The sequence below is a fragment of the Pseudomonas vranovensis genome, assembly GCF_040438935.1.
In the GTDB taxonomy this organism is placed as follows: domain Bacteria; phylum Pseudomonadota; class Gammaproteobacteria; order Pseudomonadales; family Pseudomonadaceae; genus Aquipseudomonas; species Aquipseudomonas vranovensis.
In genome coordinates this window covers 2,384,912-2,403,702 of record NZ_CP159259.1, presented here as the reverse complement: position 1 = coordinate 2,403,702, position 18,791 = coordinate 2,384,912, and the positions used below count along the sequence as shown (strand labels likewise).

21 protein-coding genes are annotated in these 18,791 nt (G+C 61.5%); all 21 read right to left on the bottom strand.

The window, feature by feature from the left end:
• Positions 1-25 precede the first annotated feature (25 nt).
• A complete protein-coding gene (locus ABVN19_RS10995; protein ID WP_105642028.1) occupies positions 26-742 on the bottom strand; it encodes a hypothetical protein in 717 nt (238 codons plus the stop codon).
• A gap of 65 nt (positions 743-807) precedes the next feature.
• A complete protein-coding gene (locus ABVN19_RS10990; protein ID WP_105642029.1) occupies positions 808-1,302 on the bottom strand; it encodes a JAB domain-containing protein in 495 nt (164 codons plus the stop codon).
• 66 nt (positions 1,303-1,368) lie between these two features.
• On the bottom strand, positions 1,369-1,626 hold the full coding sequence (locus ABVN19_RS10985; RefSeq protein ID WP_105642030.1) for a hypothetical protein: 258 nt from the start codon (positions 1,624-1,626) through the stop codon (positions 1,369-1,371).
• Between the two features lie 67 nt (positions 1,627-1,693).
• On the bottom strand, positions 1,694-2,233 hold the full coding sequence (locus ABVN19_RS10980) for an STY4534 family ICE replication protein (protein ID WP_105642031.1): 540 nt from the start codon (positions 2,231-2,233) through the stop codon (positions 1,694-1,696).
• Positions 2,234-2,975: 742 nt separating this feature from the next.
• The gene (locus tag ABVN19_RS10975; protein ID WP_105642032.1) at positions 2,976-4,943 is read right to left on the bottom strand and encodes a DNA topoisomerase III; all 1,968 of its coding nucleotides are present in this window, start codon (positions 4,941-4,943) and stop codon (positions 2,976-2,978) included.
• Positions 4,944-5,040: 97 nt separating this feature from the next.
• A complete protein-coding gene (locus tag ABVN19_RS10970) occupies positions 5,041-5,385 on the bottom strand; it encodes a helix-turn-helix transcriptional regulator (RefSeq protein WP_105642033.1) in 345 nt (114 codons plus the stop codon).
• 453 nt (positions 5,386-5,838) lie between these two features.
• Positions 5,839-6,267 carry a single-stranded DNA-binding protein gene (locus tag ABVN19_RS10965; protein WP_105642035.1) on the bottom strand — a complete coding sequence of 143 codons (429 nt, stop codon included), beginning with the start codon at positions 6,265-6,267 and terminating at the stop codon, positions 5,839-5,841.
• A 5-nt stretch (positions 6,268-6,272) separates the two neighbouring features.
• A complete protein-coding gene (locus tag ABVN19_RS10960) occupies positions 6,273-6,767 on the bottom strand; it encodes a DUF3158 family protein (protein ID WP_105642036.1) in 495 nt (164 codons plus the stop codon).
• Positions 6,764-7,519: a PFL_4669 family integrating conjugative element protein gene (locus ABVN19_RS10955; RefSeq protein WP_105642066.1), complete on the bottom strand. Its 756-nt coding sequence runs from the start codon at positions 7,517-7,519 to the stop codon at positions 6,764-6,766. Before ABVN19_RS10955 ends, ABVN19_RS10960 begins: the two co-directional genes overlap by 4 nt.
• Positions 7,520-7,669: 150 nt before the next feature.
• Entirely contained in the window at positions 7,670-8,878 is a 1,209-nt protein-coding gene (locus tag ABVN19_RS10950; protein ID WP_105642037.1) for an STY4528 family pathogenicity island replication protein, read from the bottom strand.
• Positions 8,872-9,423: a DUF2857 domain-containing protein gene (locus ABVN19_RS10945; RefSeq protein WP_105642038.1), complete on the bottom strand. Its 552-nt coding sequence runs from the start codon at positions 9,421-9,423 to the stop codon at positions 8,872-8,874. Before ABVN19_RS10945 ends, ABVN19_RS10950 begins: the two co-directional genes overlap by 7 nt.
• 16 nt (positions 9,424-9,439) lie before the next feature.
• On the bottom strand, positions 9,440-10,975 hold the full coding sequence (locus ABVN19_RS10940; RefSeq protein WP_105642039.1) for a ParB family protein: 1,536 nt from the start codon (positions 10,973-10,975) through the stop codon (positions 9,440-9,442).
• A gap of 14 nt (positions 10,976-10,989) precedes the next feature.
• Complete coding sequence (locus ABVN19_RS10935; protein ID WP_105642040.1) at positions 10,990-11,868, bottom strand: ParA family protein; 879 nt, start codon at positions 11,866-11,868, stop codon at positions 10,990-10,992.
• Between the two features lie 2 nt (positions 11,869-11,870).
• On the bottom strand, positions 11,871-12,086 hold the full coding sequence (locus ABVN19_RS10930) for an AlpA family transcriptional regulator (protein ID WP_105642041.1): 216 nt from the start codon (positions 12,084-12,086) through the stop codon (positions 11,871-11,873).
• 113 nt (positions 12,087-12,199) lie between these two features.
• Positions 12,200-12,937: a hypothetical protein gene (locus ABVN19_RS10925; protein WP_105642042.1), complete on the bottom strand. Its 738-nt coding sequence runs from the start codon at positions 12,935-12,937 to the stop codon at positions 12,200-12,202.
• On the bottom strand, positions 12,882-13,379 hold the full coding sequence (locus ABVN19_RS10920) for a hypothetical protein (RefSeq protein WP_158259236.1): 498 nt from the start codon (positions 13,377-13,379) through the stop codon (positions 12,882-12,884). Before ABVN19_RS10920 ends, ABVN19_RS10925 begins: the two co-directional genes overlap by 56 nt.
• A 506-nt stretch (positions 13,380-13,885) precedes the next feature.
• The gene (locus ABVN19_RS10915; protein WP_105642043.1) at positions 13,886-15,505 is read right to left on the bottom strand and encodes an ABC transporter ATP-binding protein; all 1,620 of its coding nucleotides are present in this window, start codon (positions 15,503-15,505) and stop codon (positions 13,886-13,888) included.
• A 13-nt stretch (positions 15,506-15,518) separates the two neighbouring features.
• Complete coding sequence (locus ABVN19_RS10910) at positions 15,519-16,436, bottom strand: ABC transporter permease (protein ID WP_105642044.1); 918 nt, start codon at positions 16,434-16,436, stop codon at positions 15,519-15,521.
• Between the two features lies 1 nt (position 16,437).
• Entirely contained in the window at positions 16,438-16,806 is a 369-nt protein-coding gene (locus tag ABVN19_RS10905) for an ABC transporter permease subunit (RefSeq protein WP_353632807.1), read from the bottom strand.
• Complete coding sequence (locus ABVN19_RS10900; RefSeq protein WP_353632806.1) at positions 16,781-17,260, bottom strand: hypothetical protein; 480 nt, start codon at positions 17,258-17,260, stop codon at positions 16,781-16,783. The genes ABVN19_RS10905 and ABVN19_RS10900 overlap by 26 nt, the downstream gene beginning before the upstream one ends.
• Complete coding sequence (locus ABVN19_RS10895; RefSeq protein WP_105642046.1) at positions 17,257-18,786, bottom strand: ABC transporter substrate-binding protein; 1,530 nt, start codon at positions 18,784-18,786, stop codon at positions 17,257-17,259. The genes ABVN19_RS10900 and ABVN19_RS10895 overlap by 4 nt, the downstream gene beginning before the upstream one ends.
• Positions 18,787-18,791: the final 5 nt, after the last annotated feature.

Below are 18,791 nucleotides of genomic sequence, written 5' to 3'. Positions count from 1 at the left end.
AAAGGCGCCCGGGAGGGCGCCTTGGTCAGTCTTCGGTGAATAATGGTAGTTCCGCCAGTGGGGAGGCATCCGGGTCAAAGATCAGCAGGCGAGTGTCCGCCTGGCCTGCCAGCATGAACAACTGAAGTAGCACAGGCGGGACATGGTCATCGCGCATGCGCGCGCAGACTTCGCAGGCGCTCCAGCCGATCCTGCTGGCTTCATGTGCCGCTACCCAGGGTGTCGAGTACAGCTTGCACCCCACGGCATGGTTGCTGTTGAGCTCGAAGCACTCGAAGAAGCCCGCTGACGAATTGCACCAGGTGCACACCTGCAGGAACTCGAACTCGTCTGCGGGCAGGTGCGCGCTGCTGATTTCCCAACTGCGGCTGTAGTGCCCGGTGGCGAAGGACAGCTGCTCGATCAGGTTGCGCGCAGCATCCACGTTGTCGAGGTCTCCGATATGTATTGGGCGTCCGAGCTGGTTGCCCATGATCTGGTAGAGCACAGTGCTCACCAGACCGTCGGCCGGGCAGCGCATGCGCACAAACTCGGGTACGCACACACCGTCGGTGATCACCGCGACGTCGTCATCGAACAGGCACGGCTGCAGATTGATGGCTTCATTGGGCAGCTCGTTCTGCGCCGGATGTAGCGCGCGGTAGCACGGCGGGCAATCGTCGGCATAGCTGATCTGCAGAACACGCTCGTAGCGCAAGTCTTGGAAACCGCGAAGAAACGGATTGGGCAGGGAAGGGTGCATGGTGGTTCTCCGAAAGCGCCGAGGCCACCCCGAATGGGCGGTGACCTCATGGGCAAGGTGGGCTGTCAGATCCAGCCGTGTTCGGCCAACGAAAGCGGGGGGCCTTCGCCGACGATGATGTGGTCCAGGACGCGTACTTCGACCAAGGCCAAGGCCTCGGTCAGGCGGGTGGTGAGTACCCGATCGGCGCCGCTCGGTTCTGAGCAGCCGGAGGGGTGGTTGTGGCTGAAGATCACGGCGGCGGCATTGTGCTCAAGGGCCTTGATGACGACCTGGCGGGGGTACACGGAGGCACCGTCGATGCTGCCGGTGAACAGGATGTCGAAGCTCAGCACGCGGTGGCGCGAGTCGAGGCAGAGCAGGGCAAACACTTCGTGGTGGAGCGGGGCGAGCTGCAGTTTCAAGTAGGCTGCGGCATCGGCGGGGGTTATCAGCACCCCGCCACGCTGGAAGTGACGCTGGTCCAGCAGCTGCAGGGCCTCGGTGATCAGCGCATCCTCACGGGCGCGTTGGGCAAGTACGGGATCGAGCGGGTCGATCAGGTTCAAGGCGGTGTTCACGGGCAATTCCTCGTGAGAGATGGAGCGCCCCCTGAGGGCGTGCCCCAGGCTGGTTTAGGTGTGTGATCAAAGGCGCGTGAAGCGATGTCGAGTGCCGTGCAGCGGGCTTTGACAGCCCTCGCACGGTTGCGTGGAGAAGGCCTCGATACCGGCGCCGGTATGCGGATCGAAATCGGCGCTCAGGGGCAGCAGGGCCTGCAGTTGCAAGCGCATGTGGGCGATGCGGTGCTCGACTTCAGCCTCGCTGTAGTACAGAGACAGTGCGCTGAAGTCGTCGTAGGCGATCGACTGCAGGCAGTCCTCGCAGAACCAGAAGCTTTCCATGGCGACCTCCGACCGGAATGAAAAACAGGCGCTCTTGAGAGCGCCTGCTGCGGGCGGCCAACCTGCCTCAGGCAGACTGACGTGCGGCAGTGGATTTACGTGCGGCGGGCGGTGTTGGCTGGCCTTGAGCGGTCTCTCCGTCGCTGTCCGCCTGTTCCGACTCTGCTGATTCAGCAGCCTCAGGGGCGGCAGCAGCGTCGATGCGAGCGGGCGCACGGTAGCTGAACTGGCCATCGACCTTGATCCACTCGATGAAGATCAGTCGGCCTTTGAGGCTGGCGCCGGGTTGCCCCTTGCGTTCGCCTTTCTCGTACAGGAAGGGATCCACCCAGAGATCGCCGATGCGAAACGCGATGAGGACCTTGCGTTCAGCACGGACGTCTTCCAGGTGCTCACGGATCAGCCGGTCGGCTTCGCCGCTGGCAACCTTACAGTCGAAGCGGGTGTACTCGACGTCGTCCGAGGCACCGTGCAACGCAGCGATGTCACAGGCCATGAACGCTTGGCCGCGGCGAACCGGGACTTCACGAACACGGTTCAGGTAACCGATGCCTTGGGTGTGCAGGTTGAAGTAGGTGGTGGGGGCGTTATTGCTTGCAGTCGTCATGATGGAGCTCCTGTTCAGCAGAAACGCGGACATCCACCGGCCCTGGCGGCTGGTGAGTTCCGCAAGGGGAGGTGCAAACACATGATCGGTCGAGAAGGCGCTCATCACCAATGGGACGGTGACCGTGCGAGCTGCCGAGCGCGAGTCGCACTTTCGGGGAGAACCACCCGAAACGGGCGTAGCCTTGAAGGTCCTGGCTACCTGGGTGCTGTCAACGACAGCGGTGTGCAACTCATCTATAAACCGCGCACTAGAGCCCGTCAACCGTGAAGTGCCGGCAGCCCGGGCAAGTGGAAATCGGTGGTCTTCAGTGGATTTTCGGCGGCGAAAAAATAGCCCGACGGTCATCAGGCTAGGAGGAGATGGACCACCCTTGACCCGGCGATGTGGCACCGCAGTCCGTCGCAGACCTCCACTGCCGATTCACCTGGATCAACCGACCCTTGTCGTGGCCTAGGTCGGAATCAACTGGCACGCATCCGCGCACAAAAGGTGCCCAGTGTTTCGCCGGCGGGCACCGGAGCTGAGCATCGTCGCCGAAGCGGATGACCCCTGAGGCCTGGTACAGGCCGCATGGGTCATCCGCCTGGGGGACTTGGAACGCTGAGAAGTCATCCGCAGGTGCGCTGAAGTGTGGCTCCGAACTCTAGGAGTCTGACCGAGCTGCCCGGAGCGAATCGGTCTTGGTCGCCAAGCGGCGAGGGGCCAGATCACTACACCAGCGCTGTGGTGTGCCGTCAAGTCATGCATTTTTCGCCCGCTTGGATTTCGCCACCGGCTTGGTGCCCTTGCATTCGGGGTAGCGGATGCACGACCAGAAACTGCCGGTGCGACCTTTGCGCTGGCGCATGGCGCTGCGGCACACGGGGCAGAAGGGACCCTTGCTGGGTGGCAGGCGCAGGGTGAGGGTGGCGTTGCTGCGCACCAATCGGGTCAGCCAGTCTGCCTGCTTGGCGAGAAAGGTCTCGACGCTCAGCTCGCCCGACTCGATGCGGTCCAGAGCCTGCTCCCACAACGCGGTCATGACCGGGTCGGCTACCGCCGGTGGCACCGCTTCGATCAGGGTATGCGCTGCGGCTGAGGCGGCCAGGCTGCGTTTCTTCTTGGTCAGGTAACCGTGGTCGATCAGGCCCTCGATGATGGCCGCGCGGGTGGCCTCGGTACCGAGCCCGCAGCTGTCCTTGAGCTTCTGCTTGAGCCGCGGATCGGCCACCTGGTTGGCGATGGCTTTCATCGCTTTGACCAGCGTGCCTTCGGTGTAGGCCTTGGGTGGCTGCGTGCGCTGTGCGTTGAGCGTGGCGTCGATCAGCGCCACCGTCGCGGAATCACGCAACGTCGGCAATCGCTGCGCCTGTTCGGCCGGCTCGTTACCGTCGGCCTCGTTGATCACTGCCTTCCAGCCGCGAACCAGAATCTGTTTGCCGCGCGCCAGCAACTGATCGGATTGGCTGTGCAGCAACGCCTGGGTTTTCAGGTACTCGTGCTCAGGCAAGAACTGCGCGAGGTAGCGGGCGCGAATCAGCGTGTAAACCGCCCGCTCGCGCTCGGAGAGTTGCGCCAAGTCCAGTGCGACGGCGGTGGGAGTGATGCCGTGGTGCGCGGTGATCTTGCTGCTGTTCCAGGCGCGGGAGCGGCGGCAGGGGTCCACCTCTTTTAGAACTGCCCCCAGCGAAGGCGCGGCGGTGGCCAGGGCGTGGAGGACACGCGGCACTTCATCGAGCATGCTGTCCGGCAGGTAGCCGCAATCGGTCCGCGGATAGGTCGTCGCCTTGTGGGTCTCGTACAGGGCCTGGGCGGTGGTCAGGGTCTCCTGTGCACTGAGCCCGAGCTTGGCCGAGCAGATCTCTTGCAGCGTGCTCAGGTCGAACGGCAGCGGTGGGCCTTCGCGCACGCGCTCGACGTCGACGCTGTCGATCTGCGCGGAGCCGGCTTGAGTGAGGCGCCTGAGCGTATCCTTCGCGGCAGTTTCGTCGATACAACGTCCAACCGCATCGCTGACTGCGGCCGGGGGCTGCCAACGCGCGTGAAAGCGGATCCCGTCCTGCTCCAGGTGCGCCTCGACGCTCCGGAATGGCTGCGGCACAAAGCTCGCGATCGCCCGGTCGCGCTCGACCACCAGGCGCAGGGTTGGCGTCTGCACGCGTCCCACCGGCAGCAGTCCATCGAAACCGGCCCGGCGGCCGAGTAGGGTGAACAGCCGGCTCAGGTTGATGCCCACCAGCCAATCGGCACGGGAGCGGGCCAGGGCGCAGTGGTACAGCGGCAAGGTCTGCTCCCCCGGACGCAAGCTGGTCAAGGCCCGGCGGATCGACGCCTCATCCAGCGCGGAGAGCCACAGGCGCAGGATTGGCCCCTGGTACTGGCAGCGCTCGAGAATCTCCCGGGCGATCATCTCGCCTTCGCGGTCGGCATCGGTGGCGATGACCACCTCGCTACAGGTGTGCAGCAGCTGGCTGATCACCTTGAGCTGGCCAGCGACCTGGGGCTTGACCACCAATTGCCAGCGGCTGGGAATGATCGGCAGGTCGTCCAGCGACCAGCGCTTGTAATCGCCATAGGCTTCAGGCGGCGCAGTTTCCAGCAGATGGCCGATGCACCAGGTGACGGTGACGTTATGGTCCAGGAGGCAGCCATCGCCGCGCCGGCTGGCCTGCAGCACCCGGGCGATGTCGCGGGCTTGGGATGGTTTCTCGCAGATGAACAGGCGCATGCGTAGGTCCTCTCGGTGGGTACCGACAGGGTGGGAGTGTGGTCAAGAAACGCCAGGGTAAATCCGAAGGTGCCGAGCTCATATCGGCGGGCGAGCGTTACTTGCGTTGCGCCAGATGGGACGCCAGGGTTTGCAGTAACTCCAGGGTAAATTGCTTATCGGCTTCACCGAGGACCTTGATGATCGACGTGATCTGCTCACTCTGGTCCTGGGGCCGTGGACTGATCGCCAGCAGCAGCTCATCAGCGGGACAGCCATACAGGTCGGCTAACTGCAGCAGCTTGGTCACGGACAACTCAACCAGGCCACGCTCCAAGCGCGACACAGCTTCACCGGTGATGTGCAAGTGATCGCCAACCTGGTCTTGGGTCAGGCCACGCGCGCGTCGATACTTCGCTAACTGGCGGCCAATGTGATGTGGGCTAGGCTCTTTGACTGGCAATGGGGGGGCTCCAATTTAACCCATACGGTTGACCAGCCACCCAAAGATATGGGCGACTCAAAAGGTTGATGACCAGCCCGATAAGGCGTATCGCCGAAAAATAGACGTATGACCTACCCGTCACTACGGAGGCAGCAACTTGCACGGAACCCACCAGAGTGAGGCAGATGCGTTAGCGATCAAGGCCTATGAGCTGTTCATGGCCACCCATCTGGAACCGGACGAGGAGGAGGCACGTGCCAGGTTGATTGCCTGGGTTCAGGAGAGTCCAGCGCACTGGCGGGCGTTCCTTGCCTTGGACCAGTGCTTGGCTGAGGTGAAGCAGTTGCTGGAGAGTGAACGGCGTGGGAAAGCCCGGCGGAGTTGAAAGGACTCCAAGTGTCAGAATCGCTTGCAGGCCGTGGAGCTGCCGCAATCACGCGCTGTGAGCAGAATCTCCATTGGATTCACGGATCACCCAGCCTTACGCGGCGCTTTCTTCCCACCCCCTTTGCGGGAAGAACTGGCGTTGTCGTTGGCTTTCTCGCGCATAGTCACCGAGGCCAGGCGGTGCGGCAGAATACCGATGCGCCGCGCCTCTACCTTGAATGTCACCCGCGCGTTGTCTTCGCTGTCCTCCCACTCCTCTTTGACCGTGCGGCCTTCGACAAGGACGCGCATGCCCTTCTGGTACAGCGTGCTCCAGTGTTCGGCATCGCGGTTCCAGAGCTCGACAGGCGCCCAATAGCCGCCGCGATCCTCGTAGCCGCCTTCCCGCGGTACCGGGTTGTCGAAATAGACATTCAAGCGCAGCAGGCGCCGCGGTTCATCCGGGTTAGTATTGAACTCCTGATACTCCGGATCGCTGCCGATGTTGCCTTCACCAACAAACAAAGTACTCATGGGGGTTACTCCTCGGTGGGGGAACGGGTAAGGGCAAGCTCGGCGGCTTCGAGCTTGCTGACTCCGGCGATGGCCTGGCGATACAGCGACTGCAGGCTGCTCATCTGCAGGTTCAGCACCACACGGTTGGTCTCCAGCTGATACAGCGCCTGCCGCAGTTCAGGGTGCAGACGCGGATGACCCACCGCCTCCTGCCACACCTGCACGCCCATGCGTTGAAAGTCCGGGCTGCGCCAACGCAGGAAATCAGTGCCCGTCGCGCTGTGCTGGACGACCAGGCGCAGCTCCAGCAACGAGAAGGGGGCCTGGGCCATGATCGCCAGCATCACCGCCATCAACTTGGCGACCTGAGTGCGCAGGCGCAGGATCGTCTCGGCGAACTGCTGCAGCTCCCCCTTACCCTTAAAAGGCTTTAAAAGGCCTTTTAGGGAGGCACCTTGTGCGAACTCGCGATAGGCATCTGCTGACAAACGCCGGACGATGGCTTCGGCCAGGGTCATGTATCACCCCCGTCATTCGGGGTGTTCACTGTAGGCTGTTCCTCGGCTTCCGGTGGATTCGGGCTTTCGATCTCTGAGGGCGCGTTGCTGCGGGCGATCGGCGGGGCGAACTGGGAGCGGCGCGTCCCTTCTAGAATTTCCTGCGGTAGGGTGCCGAACTTTTCGATGGCTTCACGGGCGCGGGCGTTGTTGGCGGCCATGTCGTCCCGACTCACCCCGGCTAGGCGGTAGCGCTGCGCCAGGCCGAACAGGCTGCGCAGCAGATGTGCACCGCCGTCGATCCAGGATTCCATGTCGCCCCGACCGATCAGCGCCGTGTGGTGGGCGAGCAGCACCCGCCGGACCAGGGTGTCGTAGTCGGTGAGCAGATAGATCGCGAGAAAGCCCAGCTGGCTGCCGATGAACAGCGGCAGGGTGACGGGATGGATGTTGAGGTTGTCGCCGACATCGACCTGAGTGGGCAGGGCCTGTTCTACTCGGCTGATCTGCTGTGTCAGCGTGGCCATGTCTAATCGGGCCTGCAGCAGCTTTTCCTCCAACTGCAGCATGAACCAGTCCGCGTACGGATCGCCCTGGCTGCTGGCGTGCTTGAGCAGGTTGGTGACGCTGATGTAACCGGGCATGCCCAGAATTGGGTGCACACCCTCGCGGCCGCTGCGCCCCTGCCACAGCCGAGCGGCGTGATGGGTGTGCAGAGTCAGGCTGATGCTGCTGCGCAGGGAGCCCAGGTTGAGTTGGTAATGATCGACCATCGCCAGTACCTCGCCGTCGGAATGACGCCGACGATGGGCCGATCCCTGGCGGGTGGTGCGGATCAACGCGAAGCTGGCTCGTTCGCATTTCTAAGGGGTGGACGTCCCTGGAATTGATGGCATCGGCATCAAATCCACCGAGATCCAGTCCTACGCCGTCGCACCGATCCCACGACAGCGTTGTTTCAGTTCCTCTAGACAGGAGAGGGCGAGTGGTGAGACGGTGCGCTGACCGCTGCGCTCGCGGGGAGGTTCCTCCGGCGCAGGGTTCGCTGGGCGTGAGGTCGCAGTCGCGGATGTTGTCGCGTTGCTACGCGCAGCCCACAGGGTGAACTCGCCCTGGCAAGCACGCTTGATCAAGCCCATCAGGTAGGCGACGGGTTTTCGGATTTCGCCGCGGGCGTACCGCACCGCCGCTTCATTGATCACCGCTTGTTGCTGTTCCGGTTCGAGCTGACGCATCGCCTGGGAGGCCATGCGCCGCTCGTTCGGATTGAGCGGAAAGCCCTCGGGCCATCGCGCTCGACCAAACTCTACCTGCCCCAGTACTGTACTTTTTTTGCTTTGGTCTTTCCGTACTGTACGGCCAGCGTCGGTATTCCGAACCACAGCCAAATCCGCAGCATTGCCGCAGGGTTCGGGATTTTTTGCCGGGGCTTGGGAATTCCGAGCGGGGTCGTGTACGCCAGGTTCGGAATTCTTTGAATCTGCTGCTTCGCTCATCAGCGGCAGCGCTTGCTGTGGGGCCGGGGGCAGCGAACCGAGCCTGTCCTTGTCGAGCTGGGCAACCTGCGGGTCCGCCTGGATTTCCGCGATCACATGCTGCGCCACGTCTCGGACCCCTTTGGTCGCATGGGAGAGGTTCTGTTGCAGAAGTGCCGCGTAGCCGGTGTCCAGCTCCAGCTGCTCGACCGGGGTCAACGGATCGCCGTGCAGCACGTAGACGCAACCGCGAAGGCAACCGTTGGCAGAGCGTGAGCGGTCCACCAGACTGAGCCAGCGGGTGGTCCGCAAAACGTTTAGCGCTCGGGCGATGGTTTCCCGCGAAGCCTGGGTGCCACAGGGACTGGTGGCCAGGTAGGGCTGCAGGTCCTGGTAGCGTGGCGTCCTGACCTTGCGCTCGGTGATCAGCCAGCGCAGCACCTGCCAGGTGTTGCGCTCCAGCGGCGTCAGTCGGCGATCCAGCAGCAAGGTCTGCGGCAGCGGGTTGTTGTCGCCATAGTAGATCGTGCGTACTGCAGGCTCCTCGGGGGAGGCAGTCAGCTTGGCCTGCGCCGCGTACCACTCGTTTCGGCGTCGAAGGGCGTCATAGCACTGACGCACGACATCCTGCCAGTCGACCTCGTAGAAGCTCAGCATGGTGTGCCTCCGTACAGTTCGATCTGTTGCCAGACCAGGGTCAGACTGATGTGTTGTTCCTCGGCCAGCATCATCATGGTGTCCAGCGGATCGTTGTCCGGATCCTCCGTGCGCAACTGGCTCCAGCGATTCCACACGGCATGCTCCTGCGTTTCACTGAGCTGGACCGGCCGACCGCGGTGTGTCTCGATCTTCAGCACACGGCGGCGCAACGCGGTTTCCGAATGGTCCAGGCCGAAGCAGCGGTACATGATGTTGGAGCTCGCGCCCAACTTGAGCGCACGATTGATCAACCGCTCGTTCTGTTCGTCGCGTTCGGCCTGGACGATCAGGCGGCGCAGCACGGTGGTGTCGACCTTGACTTCGACCCAGGCGATCGACGAGTGCGCCAGATGCGATAAGGTGGTCGGCGGCAGCGACTGCAGCACCTCAATGTCTTCATCGGCCAGGCCCAGGGCCTTGCAGCGCTGCAACCTGCCATGGCGCAGCTCATGTAGCACCTGGTTCAACATGGCATGGTTCAACAGATTGAAAGTCGCGCTCATGAGGTGGCTCCTCACGTTATCGAGTGGACGACAGTGTCAGTTCGATCAACTGCCGGGCGTGGCGGATCAGCATGAACAGCTGTTCCAGCTGGGCATCAGGAAGACGTTCAAGACCCACCGTCAGGGCTGGGCGGTCGGTGAAGGGCAGGTCGTAGGCGCCGATCAGCAGCTGACCAAAGAGCGCTGCCGGCAACTGCTGGCGTTGCTCCCAGGTCACGTCGTCCTGCAGGCGCAGCAGGGCCGATAGCAGCAGCTGCATACCGGTGTGCCGCGGGCTGAGTCGCTCGCCATGCCCCGGTGAAAGCGTGAAGCCCAGGTCGTCCGCGAGCGGGTTGATCATGCCGCTGGCGCCTGCGTAAGCGGCAAGGTCGGCGGCCAGGGCGGCGCAGCTCGCGCGTAGGGTGCTGATCTCGTCCAGTGACGCTGTGCCTGTTGGCGCCGCACTGCACGGACTCGGAGCCTCCTCGACCTCTTCCTGAGGCTTTTCTGGCAACGGTTCGTCACCCAGCGCCTGGCGTATCTCGGGCAAGCGTGGTGCTTGCCGTGGCAGGAGGGCTCCACGAGCTTGCTCTGGCTCGGGACTGGGCCCCGTGGTCGACGTTTCCGGTCGATGTTCAGGTGTCGGCGAGGGCACTGGGGGTTCGCCAGTTGGATTGGTTGGAGGGGCATGAGTGTTGTCCGCCGGGAGCAAGGAAAGTTGCCCCTGGTGCAGTTCCAGAGCCAACAGACGAGGTGTCTGCTCCAGGTTCACCGCCATCCTGGCAATCAATTCGTCCTGCAGCTCACTCGAATCCAACGCGGGCCTTTCACCATCGAATGCTGACAGGACTTCAAACCACAGCAGCGGGAACTGCTCGGGGCTGCCGAAGTACTGGTTCCAGATCGACTCTGCCCGCCGGCGCAAGTTGATGAGGCGTCCGATTGCAGGTTTGCCCAGGCCCGCGTACAGCACCTGTGGGATGACGGGAAGCAGGTGCTCGAGCGCGTCGAACATGCGGCAGATGTGCGATTGCGAGATGGGATAGCCACCCTCACTCAGCCGCGTTGCGAGCTCGCGTTGCGTGAGGCGGGCGTCCCCGTGCTGGAACATGTCCTGGAGTTTCGCCACGGCGAGGGCCCGCTCGATGAACGTCAACTGGCCATGCAAGTCACTCTCGGCCAGGTGCCCGAGCAAGGCATGCGCTTCCGACTGCCAAGGGCGGAACAGGCAATGGATACGGAAGAACCGCTCTTCGCGTGTTTCCTGCCACAGCTCACCGAGGATGCTTAAGCGCGTGTTGCCACCGTTGCGGATGATGAAATGCGCTTCATCGGGGCGGCGAGTGATGGCGGGCGGCTGATCCAGGCCACGCTCGCGGATTGAAGCCTTTATGTCGTCATACAGTGGGTTGCGCACCACGCGCGGGTTAAGCTCGTAGGGCCGCAGTTGCTCAAGGCTGACCAGCATCGGCGTGTCGCCGACGGGGACCGCCGTGTGGTCGCGTTCATGTTTCTGCGGAAAGTGCGCCTGTTGCAGTTGACGCGTAATGTCTTCGGAGGTCGGCGGCTTCATCACTCTTCCTCCGCTCAGCCGCGACGGATCAGTTGGCGCTCGGCAGCGGCCGCGAGGGCAGGTGCAGGCGCGGCGAGAGCAGCGAGCTGCTCAGCCCATTGCGGGAACAACTCGATGGCCAGGCTGCGCATGACCTCGGCGGCGCAAGGACTGCAGCTGCCGGGCGGCGGAGTGGGCTCGACGCGGTGTACGGGCAGCCCCAGCGAGGCAGCATTGGGGTAGGCCACGCGGTCGGGAATCACCGTGGTGCAGACACTGACATGGGAGTCGGACTGGAAGGAGGCTTGCAGGCTCTGCATGATTAAGCGGGTATCGCGGCGGTTGGCGTTGACCTGGTTAAGCAACAGTTTTACCGATGGCAAGACGATCCCCAGGTAGCGATACGGCTCCAATTCCTCAAATAGCCTAAGCGTGCCACGTCGCAACTCGCGCGCAGCGAGCATTTCCGGTGGAACCGGGCACAGCGCGCAATCGGAGGCGAGGATAGCCATTTCCACCACGACGCTGCGTGCGCCTTGGGTATCAACGATGAGCACATCGTACCGATCCTGAAAGGCGGGCAAGAGGTTACGTAGGCGTAGGCGGCCATCGGGCGCGTGCAGCAGCAGGGTGCTGATATGCCCGGCGCGGTCGTTGGACAGGATCAGGTCCAAGTGTTGGATGACCGTAGTGCTGATTACTTTATCCGACCCTGTAAGCTGCTGAGCAATAAGTTCATAGCTGCCTGCTTCACGGAGCTTGCACAAGGCGTAATAGCTGGACAGTGTCGGTTGGCTGTCCAAGTCCAGCAGCAGGACTCTGAACCCAGCATCGGCGAGTACACCGCCTAGGTTGGCGGCGACGGTGGTCTTACCGGCGCCGCCCTTGGTCGAGATCAGCGAAAGGACGTCCATTATCAATCCCCTATGGACAGCCGGTCCTGGACCCATTGTTCTATTTCCAGGGAGTCCCAACCGACGGCACGCGTGCCAATGCGCCGGCATTGTGGGAACTGGCCTGCTTTCATCAGGTTGTAGATGTGCGAACGTTTGAAGCCGGTTTTCTGCTCCACTTCATCGCGGCGCATGATGTGGCGGTCGGCGGAAAGTGGGGGAGCGCTGGTCGGTTGCATGATGTCACTCCATAGCGCCGGGTGGCGTGTGGTGGGATGTGACAGTCAGTTAAAGCTGATAGAGCAAGAAAATCATTGTCAGGCAATGCCGGCCATTGCCTGACAATCCGGTATTAGGTCCGTGCGGATTGGGCCAATTGACGGCGAGCGTCGGCAAATCTCCGATCAAGGGTACTTTTACTTAAGCCACTCACTCCTGGGAACCGGAGGGTAATGGCCTCGACCAAGGCCGCCTGATTTGAGTAAATTGATTGCACCTTGCCGCTCTTCGATTTGCCCAGCGTGACTTCCAGCACTGCACCGACGAGCATGTTTTGCATGCTCTCGGATGCTTCGGAGGGAATCCCGAAAGCATCAAGTCGTGCTGACAGCGTTTTGTTGAGAGCGGTGAGCGCCTCTAGGTCCGCAACAGTTGTGGCATGTGTTCGGCGCATATTTTCGATCGTGCGCATGGCAGCGTTCTGCTCCGCTTGCAGTGCAAGATGAGTAGTCAGACTCACGCATTCTGCATGATCCACCAATTGAGGGAACAGGAACGCGGGCCTCTCATCGGGGTAGTTGCGTACAAACCAGACCCGTAGATCGGCATGACGAATGGACCAGTCGACGCGGTCCGCCTGATTGTCTGAAGTGATCGGGCGGCCGAGGTAGGTAGCAGGTAATTCGCCACACAAGATGGCATCGTAAATGCGCTCGGCATATACGTGGAGAAAAGGCCATTGCGGGAAATGCTTGAGCAGACTGCCAGGGTGAGAGAGGTTGACTCGCAGAATCTCTTGTTCGTGCTCTGCGAGGTTACACCAGAGAATTGCGGCATGAATCGGATGATAAAAGCTTCTGATCGAGACCATGGCACACAGCCTCCTGCTGCATTCGTCCAAGAATCGCTGGCGGAGGGACCACTATGGGGGTCCTGTCGAGCGAGCCAAGTTCCAAAAAACCGATTTCAGATCTAATGGTGGTGACAACACTTTCAGCAGTTGGTTCTTCGATGTTGGGGTGATTGCGACAGGTTTTGACGCAGCCCATTTTGGCCGAGATCCTAGTACCAAATAGATACTTGAGTTGGACTTCGTTCGGCCAATGCCAGAACGTCGAATACTCTGTGATCAAACCGCAGCGCGAGGATCGAAGCCGCGCAGCCGGGTACTTGCTGCCACCGCCGAGCCTGGCTTCGCCATGCCGCCACTGGCCATCGATTCTTTCGACATTGGCTGAGATATCTTCGGCGTCCTTCCAGTGGCACGCCAACGGCTGGTTGCGCATACGCGGGTCAGCGCCGTTGGCTATCATTTCATCAGATCATTCTCGAGGGTTCGGCGTAGGTGGCCGGAAGCGCCGGACTTAATGCGCGAGGCCAGTTGAGTAACAGCCAGAAGCTGGCTGCCGCGTAATGTGTTCAGCTCGGCGGTGGCACACCAATAAAGCTGTGGCACCGGCAAGCGATGCTGCGGCTAGGGTACATGCCCAAGGGTAGTGAAGAATTACGCCGTCAACGAATTCCCACCCAGGTCCGTAGGGATCCCATCGGTCGCTAGAAACCCTTTGGGCTAGCCACTCATTGGGCTGATCTGGAAAAAGTTAGCGTAAAGAACCGAACCAATCCTATAGACCCCTTTGCCCTGGTTCGCGCCCAATATCAGGTCAAGTTGGAGTCAACCAAATGGGAATTGAACGGATGTCATCCTCCGCCAACGCCAAAGAGCTATGCCTTGGCCTATTGATTTGCCTGAGCTCGGGTTGGACGTGGGCCGCCACCTTTCCTACTCCAGGTGATCGGGAAATACAGACCTTCAGCCTTAGACACAATCGGCTTGTCCGCGAGAGCTCATCGAAGAATCGCGCGACAAGTGACTGGCCTGCAACAGCTCCAGCGTAAACGGCGAGCGCGGCGCGTTGAAAAGGGTGTGTGCGTCGCCTTGTTCAACAATGCGACCATGGCGCATGACCACCAGTTGATCGGCGATGTCCTGCATCACCGCAATATCATGGCCGATGAAGATTAGTGTCAGGTTGCGCTCTTTTTTGATGCCCATGATCAAATCCAGAATCTGGTTCCTGACCGTGGCATCGAGCGCCGACACCGGCTCGTCGCACACTAGTACCTTCGGTTCCATCGCCAGCGCTCGGGCAATGACCACGCGTTGACGTTGTCCCCCGGACAACTGATGCGGGTAACACTGCAACAGGTGGGCATCCAGGCCGACGCTTGCGAGCAATTGGGCGCAAAACGCCACTAAGTCATCCATCGGTTTCGCTGTACCTCGCTGCTGGATCTGCACGGCTTCTAGAAGTGCCTGTAGGATGCTATGGCGTGGGTTCAGACTGCCTGCTGTGTCCTGGAAGATGTACTGGCAGGTGCGCGCAAACGCCTGGCGATCCGGTGGGCTGGCTGGGTTGATCCGGCACACTTCAATGCTTCCACTGCTGGGGGTCACCAACCCCATGATGGCCTTGGCCAGGGTGCTCTTGCCGGAGCCCGACTCCCCGGCAATGCCCAGCGTGGTCCCGGCTGCAAGGTGCAGGTTGATGTCGTGTAGTACTTGTTTGCGTTGTCGCCCCTTGCCAAATTCGACGTTCACGCCGCTCAGGCGTACTGCTGGTAGTGGTAGGTCTTGTACGTTGCTTTTCGCCCGCCCGGCAGGCATCCGACGCTTATGGGCGTTGGTCAGGGCGCGGGTATAGTCATGTTGTGGGTTGTGCAGAATCGCTCGGGCGGCGCCTTGCTCCAACAGATCGCCGTGGCGCATTACCGCAACCCGATCGGCCATGGCCAGAACCACATCCAGATCATGGGATATGAACAGCATCGCCATGCCACGGCGCTTCTGGATGTCACGCAACAGGGCCAGCACCTGTGCTTGTGTGGTGACGTCCAGCGCGGTTGTGGGTTCATCGGCGATCAAGAGCTGCGGATCACAGGCCAGCGCCATGGCAATCATCACCCTTTGCTGCTGGCCGCCGGACAACTCGAAAGGAAAGCGTGTGAGCTGACGCGCAGGCTCCGGCAAGCCAACTTCCTGCAGCAATTGCAGGGCCTTGTGGGAGTTCTGTTCGCAGTTGCGTCTGTTGTTATCGGGCATGGCTTCGATAATCTGCGCACCTAGGGTCATCAACGGGTTGAGCGATGTCATCGGGTCCTGAAACACCATGGCTATTTCACGGCCGCGGATGCTGCGCCAGCCCTTGATATCCAGTTGCCGCAGGTCCAGCCCTCGGTAACGCAGCTCACCTGTGATCTGGGGCGAATCAGGCAGCAACCCCAGGGTTGCCAGGGCACTCAGCGATTTGCCGCTGCCAGACTCACCAATCACGCCCAGCACTTCGCCGGGATGGATATCGAAGGAGACACCGTTGACTACCGTTTTACTGGCGTAGCGAATACTCAGGTCACGGATGGACAGCAGGGGGCCGGACATTGCGGATTCCTCATTAGTGGTTGCGTGTCAGGCGTGGGTCGATCCACACCTGCAAGGCGGCGGTAGCAATGTTGACCAGCACCACGAAGGTGGCGAGCAGCATGACGGCGGCCTGGATTACGGTGTAGTCGCGTCCGTGGATGGCTTCGAGCGTGAGGCTGCCCAGGCCAGGCAGGGAGAAGAGCGCCTCCATGGTCAGCGTGCCGCCGATCAGCCCACCCAGGATGACGCCGGACATTGCCACCAGTACCGACAAGGAGTTGGGCAGCACATGGCGCCAGGCAATGCGCCAGTTGGACAAGCCTTTGGCCCGTGCCGTACGGACAAACGGCGCCTGCATCGTAGTGCGCAGTTCTTCATACAACGGTTTGACCAACTGGCCGGCAATGTCCAGGCCCAGGATGATCACCGGCATTAGCAGTTGCCCGCGGATCGGCAGCCAGCGTAGCCACACCGAAAACACCAGGATGACGATCACCCCGGTGCAAAATGTCGGCACCGCGATCGACCAGACGTTCAGGCCTTCCAGCAACTTGCCCAGCCGCCAGGCGGGAAACGCCAATGCCAGTACGGCGATCGCCATGCCCGTGAGCAAACCGAACGATAGGGCTGCTGCCGATAGCAACAATGAGTTGGGCAAGGCATCGCCGAGCATCCCTGAAACCGCTGTACCGAAGCGCATGGACTGCCCCAGGTCGCCTTGCAGCGCAGCCTTGAGCCAGCTTACAAATTGCACGGCCAGGCTGTCATCAAGCCCCAACTGTTGACGCATGGCCTGCAGGGCGTTGGCGTCATAGTCGCCACGGGCCGAGTAGTAGTCGGTGACATCACCCGGCACCGCGCGCACCAGCATGAAAATAATGAAGCTGATGGCCGCGATGCTGCAAAACTGACGCAGCAGGTACGGCGCGGATTTCCAGAACAGTTGCATGTCAGGCTCCAGAGGCGAGCGGTTTACTTAAAGGGTCGAAGTGCTCGCGCATCCGGTTGCCAACCATGGAGAGCGACAGTGTGGTCAGCGCCAGTGCCAGGACTGGAAACAGCAGTGACAGTGGCGCCTGTTCGGCAAAGCCTGCGGCGCTGGCGATGATCCGTCCCCAGGTCGGCACATCCGGCGCCACGCCCATGCCGAAAAAGCTCAGGACCGATTCGGTGGTGATGGCCCGCGGCATCACAATGGCGATCTGCGTGAGCAGGGTACCGATGGCATTGGGCATCACGTGGCGCCAGGCAATGGCCAGTGGCGACACACCAATCACTCGGGCTGCTGTGACGTCAGCCGGCGGCAGATTCGCGCTCATAAACGGCCCGCGTCACATAGGCAAACAGCGGCATGAAGGCGATGCCGACAGCGAGGATCACCGAACTTGTACCCACCCCCAGTGCCACCATCAACGCCAGCGACAAGAGGATGGCTGGCAGGGTCAGGATCATGTCGAAGCCGGCATAGATCACGGTGCGGGTAACGCCACCAGCCAGGCATCCGATGAGCCCCAGCCCAACCCCTCCCATGAAGGCGATGCATGTGGCGGCAACGGCTACCAGCAGCGTCAGGCGCGTACCTGCGACCAAACGGGCGAGAATGTCGCGCCCGAAGCTGTCGGTGCCCAGCCAATGTTGTGCCGAAGGTGCTAGGTTGCGTGCCAGCAGGCTTTGAGCGTACGGATCCTGGGTCGCCAGCAGCGGTGCCAGCAGGGCGATCAGTACGGCAGTGCCGAGCACCAGCCAGGGCCATTGTTTGATGATCCGGTTCATGCGCTTATCCAGGTGTGGGCCAGGCCTCCATCGATTCTGTTCTGGCTCCAGGTGTAACCGGTCCGGTAGCCCTGCACGTTGGCTGCCACGCCAATGGCATCGGCACTGTGACCGATACCCAGGGTGTAGAGCTTGTCCATCACCCGTTGCCAGGCCGCCAGATACCGCGTTCGGGCTTGTTCTGGCGATGAGGAATCCACAGCCCGGGTGATCAGTTGATCAAGTTGCGGGTCCTGGATACCGCCCCACAGCATCGGGCTGGGGCCTTGCGATTCAAACCGCGCATAGCGCAGGTAAACATCGGCCCGCGGGCCGGAGCTGAAAGGGGCCAGATCCCAGTCATACTGGCTCAGGACTCGTTGCGCACCGATGTCGTCGAGCGCCTGATGGTCAACCTTGAACCCCAGTTCGCGGACCATCTGCACCGCTACCTGGGCATAGTCCTGTTGCCAAGACACGACCTTCAAGGTGTGTTGGGCAGCTTCGACCCCGACGCTTTGGAGCAGCTTGCGCGCACGGTCCATGTCTGGCCTGGCGAAGGGGTCCAGCTGTTCCAGGCCTTGATCCCAATAGAAGGTACTGGGGCGGGTCAACTGGTTGCTGACCATCGCCTCGCTGCCGCCGATGAAGTTCATGTAGGCCGATTTATCGATCGTGCAGGCAATCGCCTGGCGGACGCGTATGTCCTGAAGGATCGTGCTGGGCTTGCGGTTGTTGAACGACAGAAAGTACCAGGAGGTATCGCCCAGGAATTGCACATCGATGTTGTCACTGCGCAGTGATGCCAGGCGGTCGTTATTGACATACGCCACATGCAGGTCGCCGGAGCGCAGCGACAGGCTATTGTCGCGGTCGCCGCGCAAGTCGAAATCGACCGCATCGAGGTACGGCAGGCCCGGCTGCCAGTACTGTTTGAAGGCTGGGGCATGGAAGCGCTGATTGGCTTGCCAGGTACCAAAGGTAAAGGGCCCGGTACCGACAGGGCGGGTGATGGTTGAATTCCAGCCTTCGGATTCCGGGGCCACGATCCACAACTCGGACAACAGGCTCAGGAACGGTGCATAGGCTTCTTTCATATCGATCTGCACCACCAGCGGCGAGGGTACGCTGATCTCCTTGACAAGCTTCATTGTATTGCTCAGCCAGCCGCCACTGATGGTATCCCTGACCCGCACCAGATTGGCCCGCACGTCTTGGCCGGTCAGAGTACGGCCGTTGTGGAAGCGCACATTGTCGCGCAGGTAAAAAGTGTAGATCTTGCCGTCGGCCGACACCTCGAAGCGTTCGGCGAGAAAGGGCTTGACCTGACCGTCGTCGGCAATACTGGTCAGCGTCTCGACGTATACCTGTTGTACCGAAATCGAGCCGGAATGGCGATGCGGATCAGCAGTGTCCAGGCCCATCAGGGCGATCTTCAACGTGCCGCCAGCCTTGGGCGAGCCACCGGTGCCTGCGCGCAGCAAAGGCGGGAACAACCCGGCGCAGGACGCGGCGGCGAAGAGTTGGATCAGCGTACGTCGATGCATGAAGT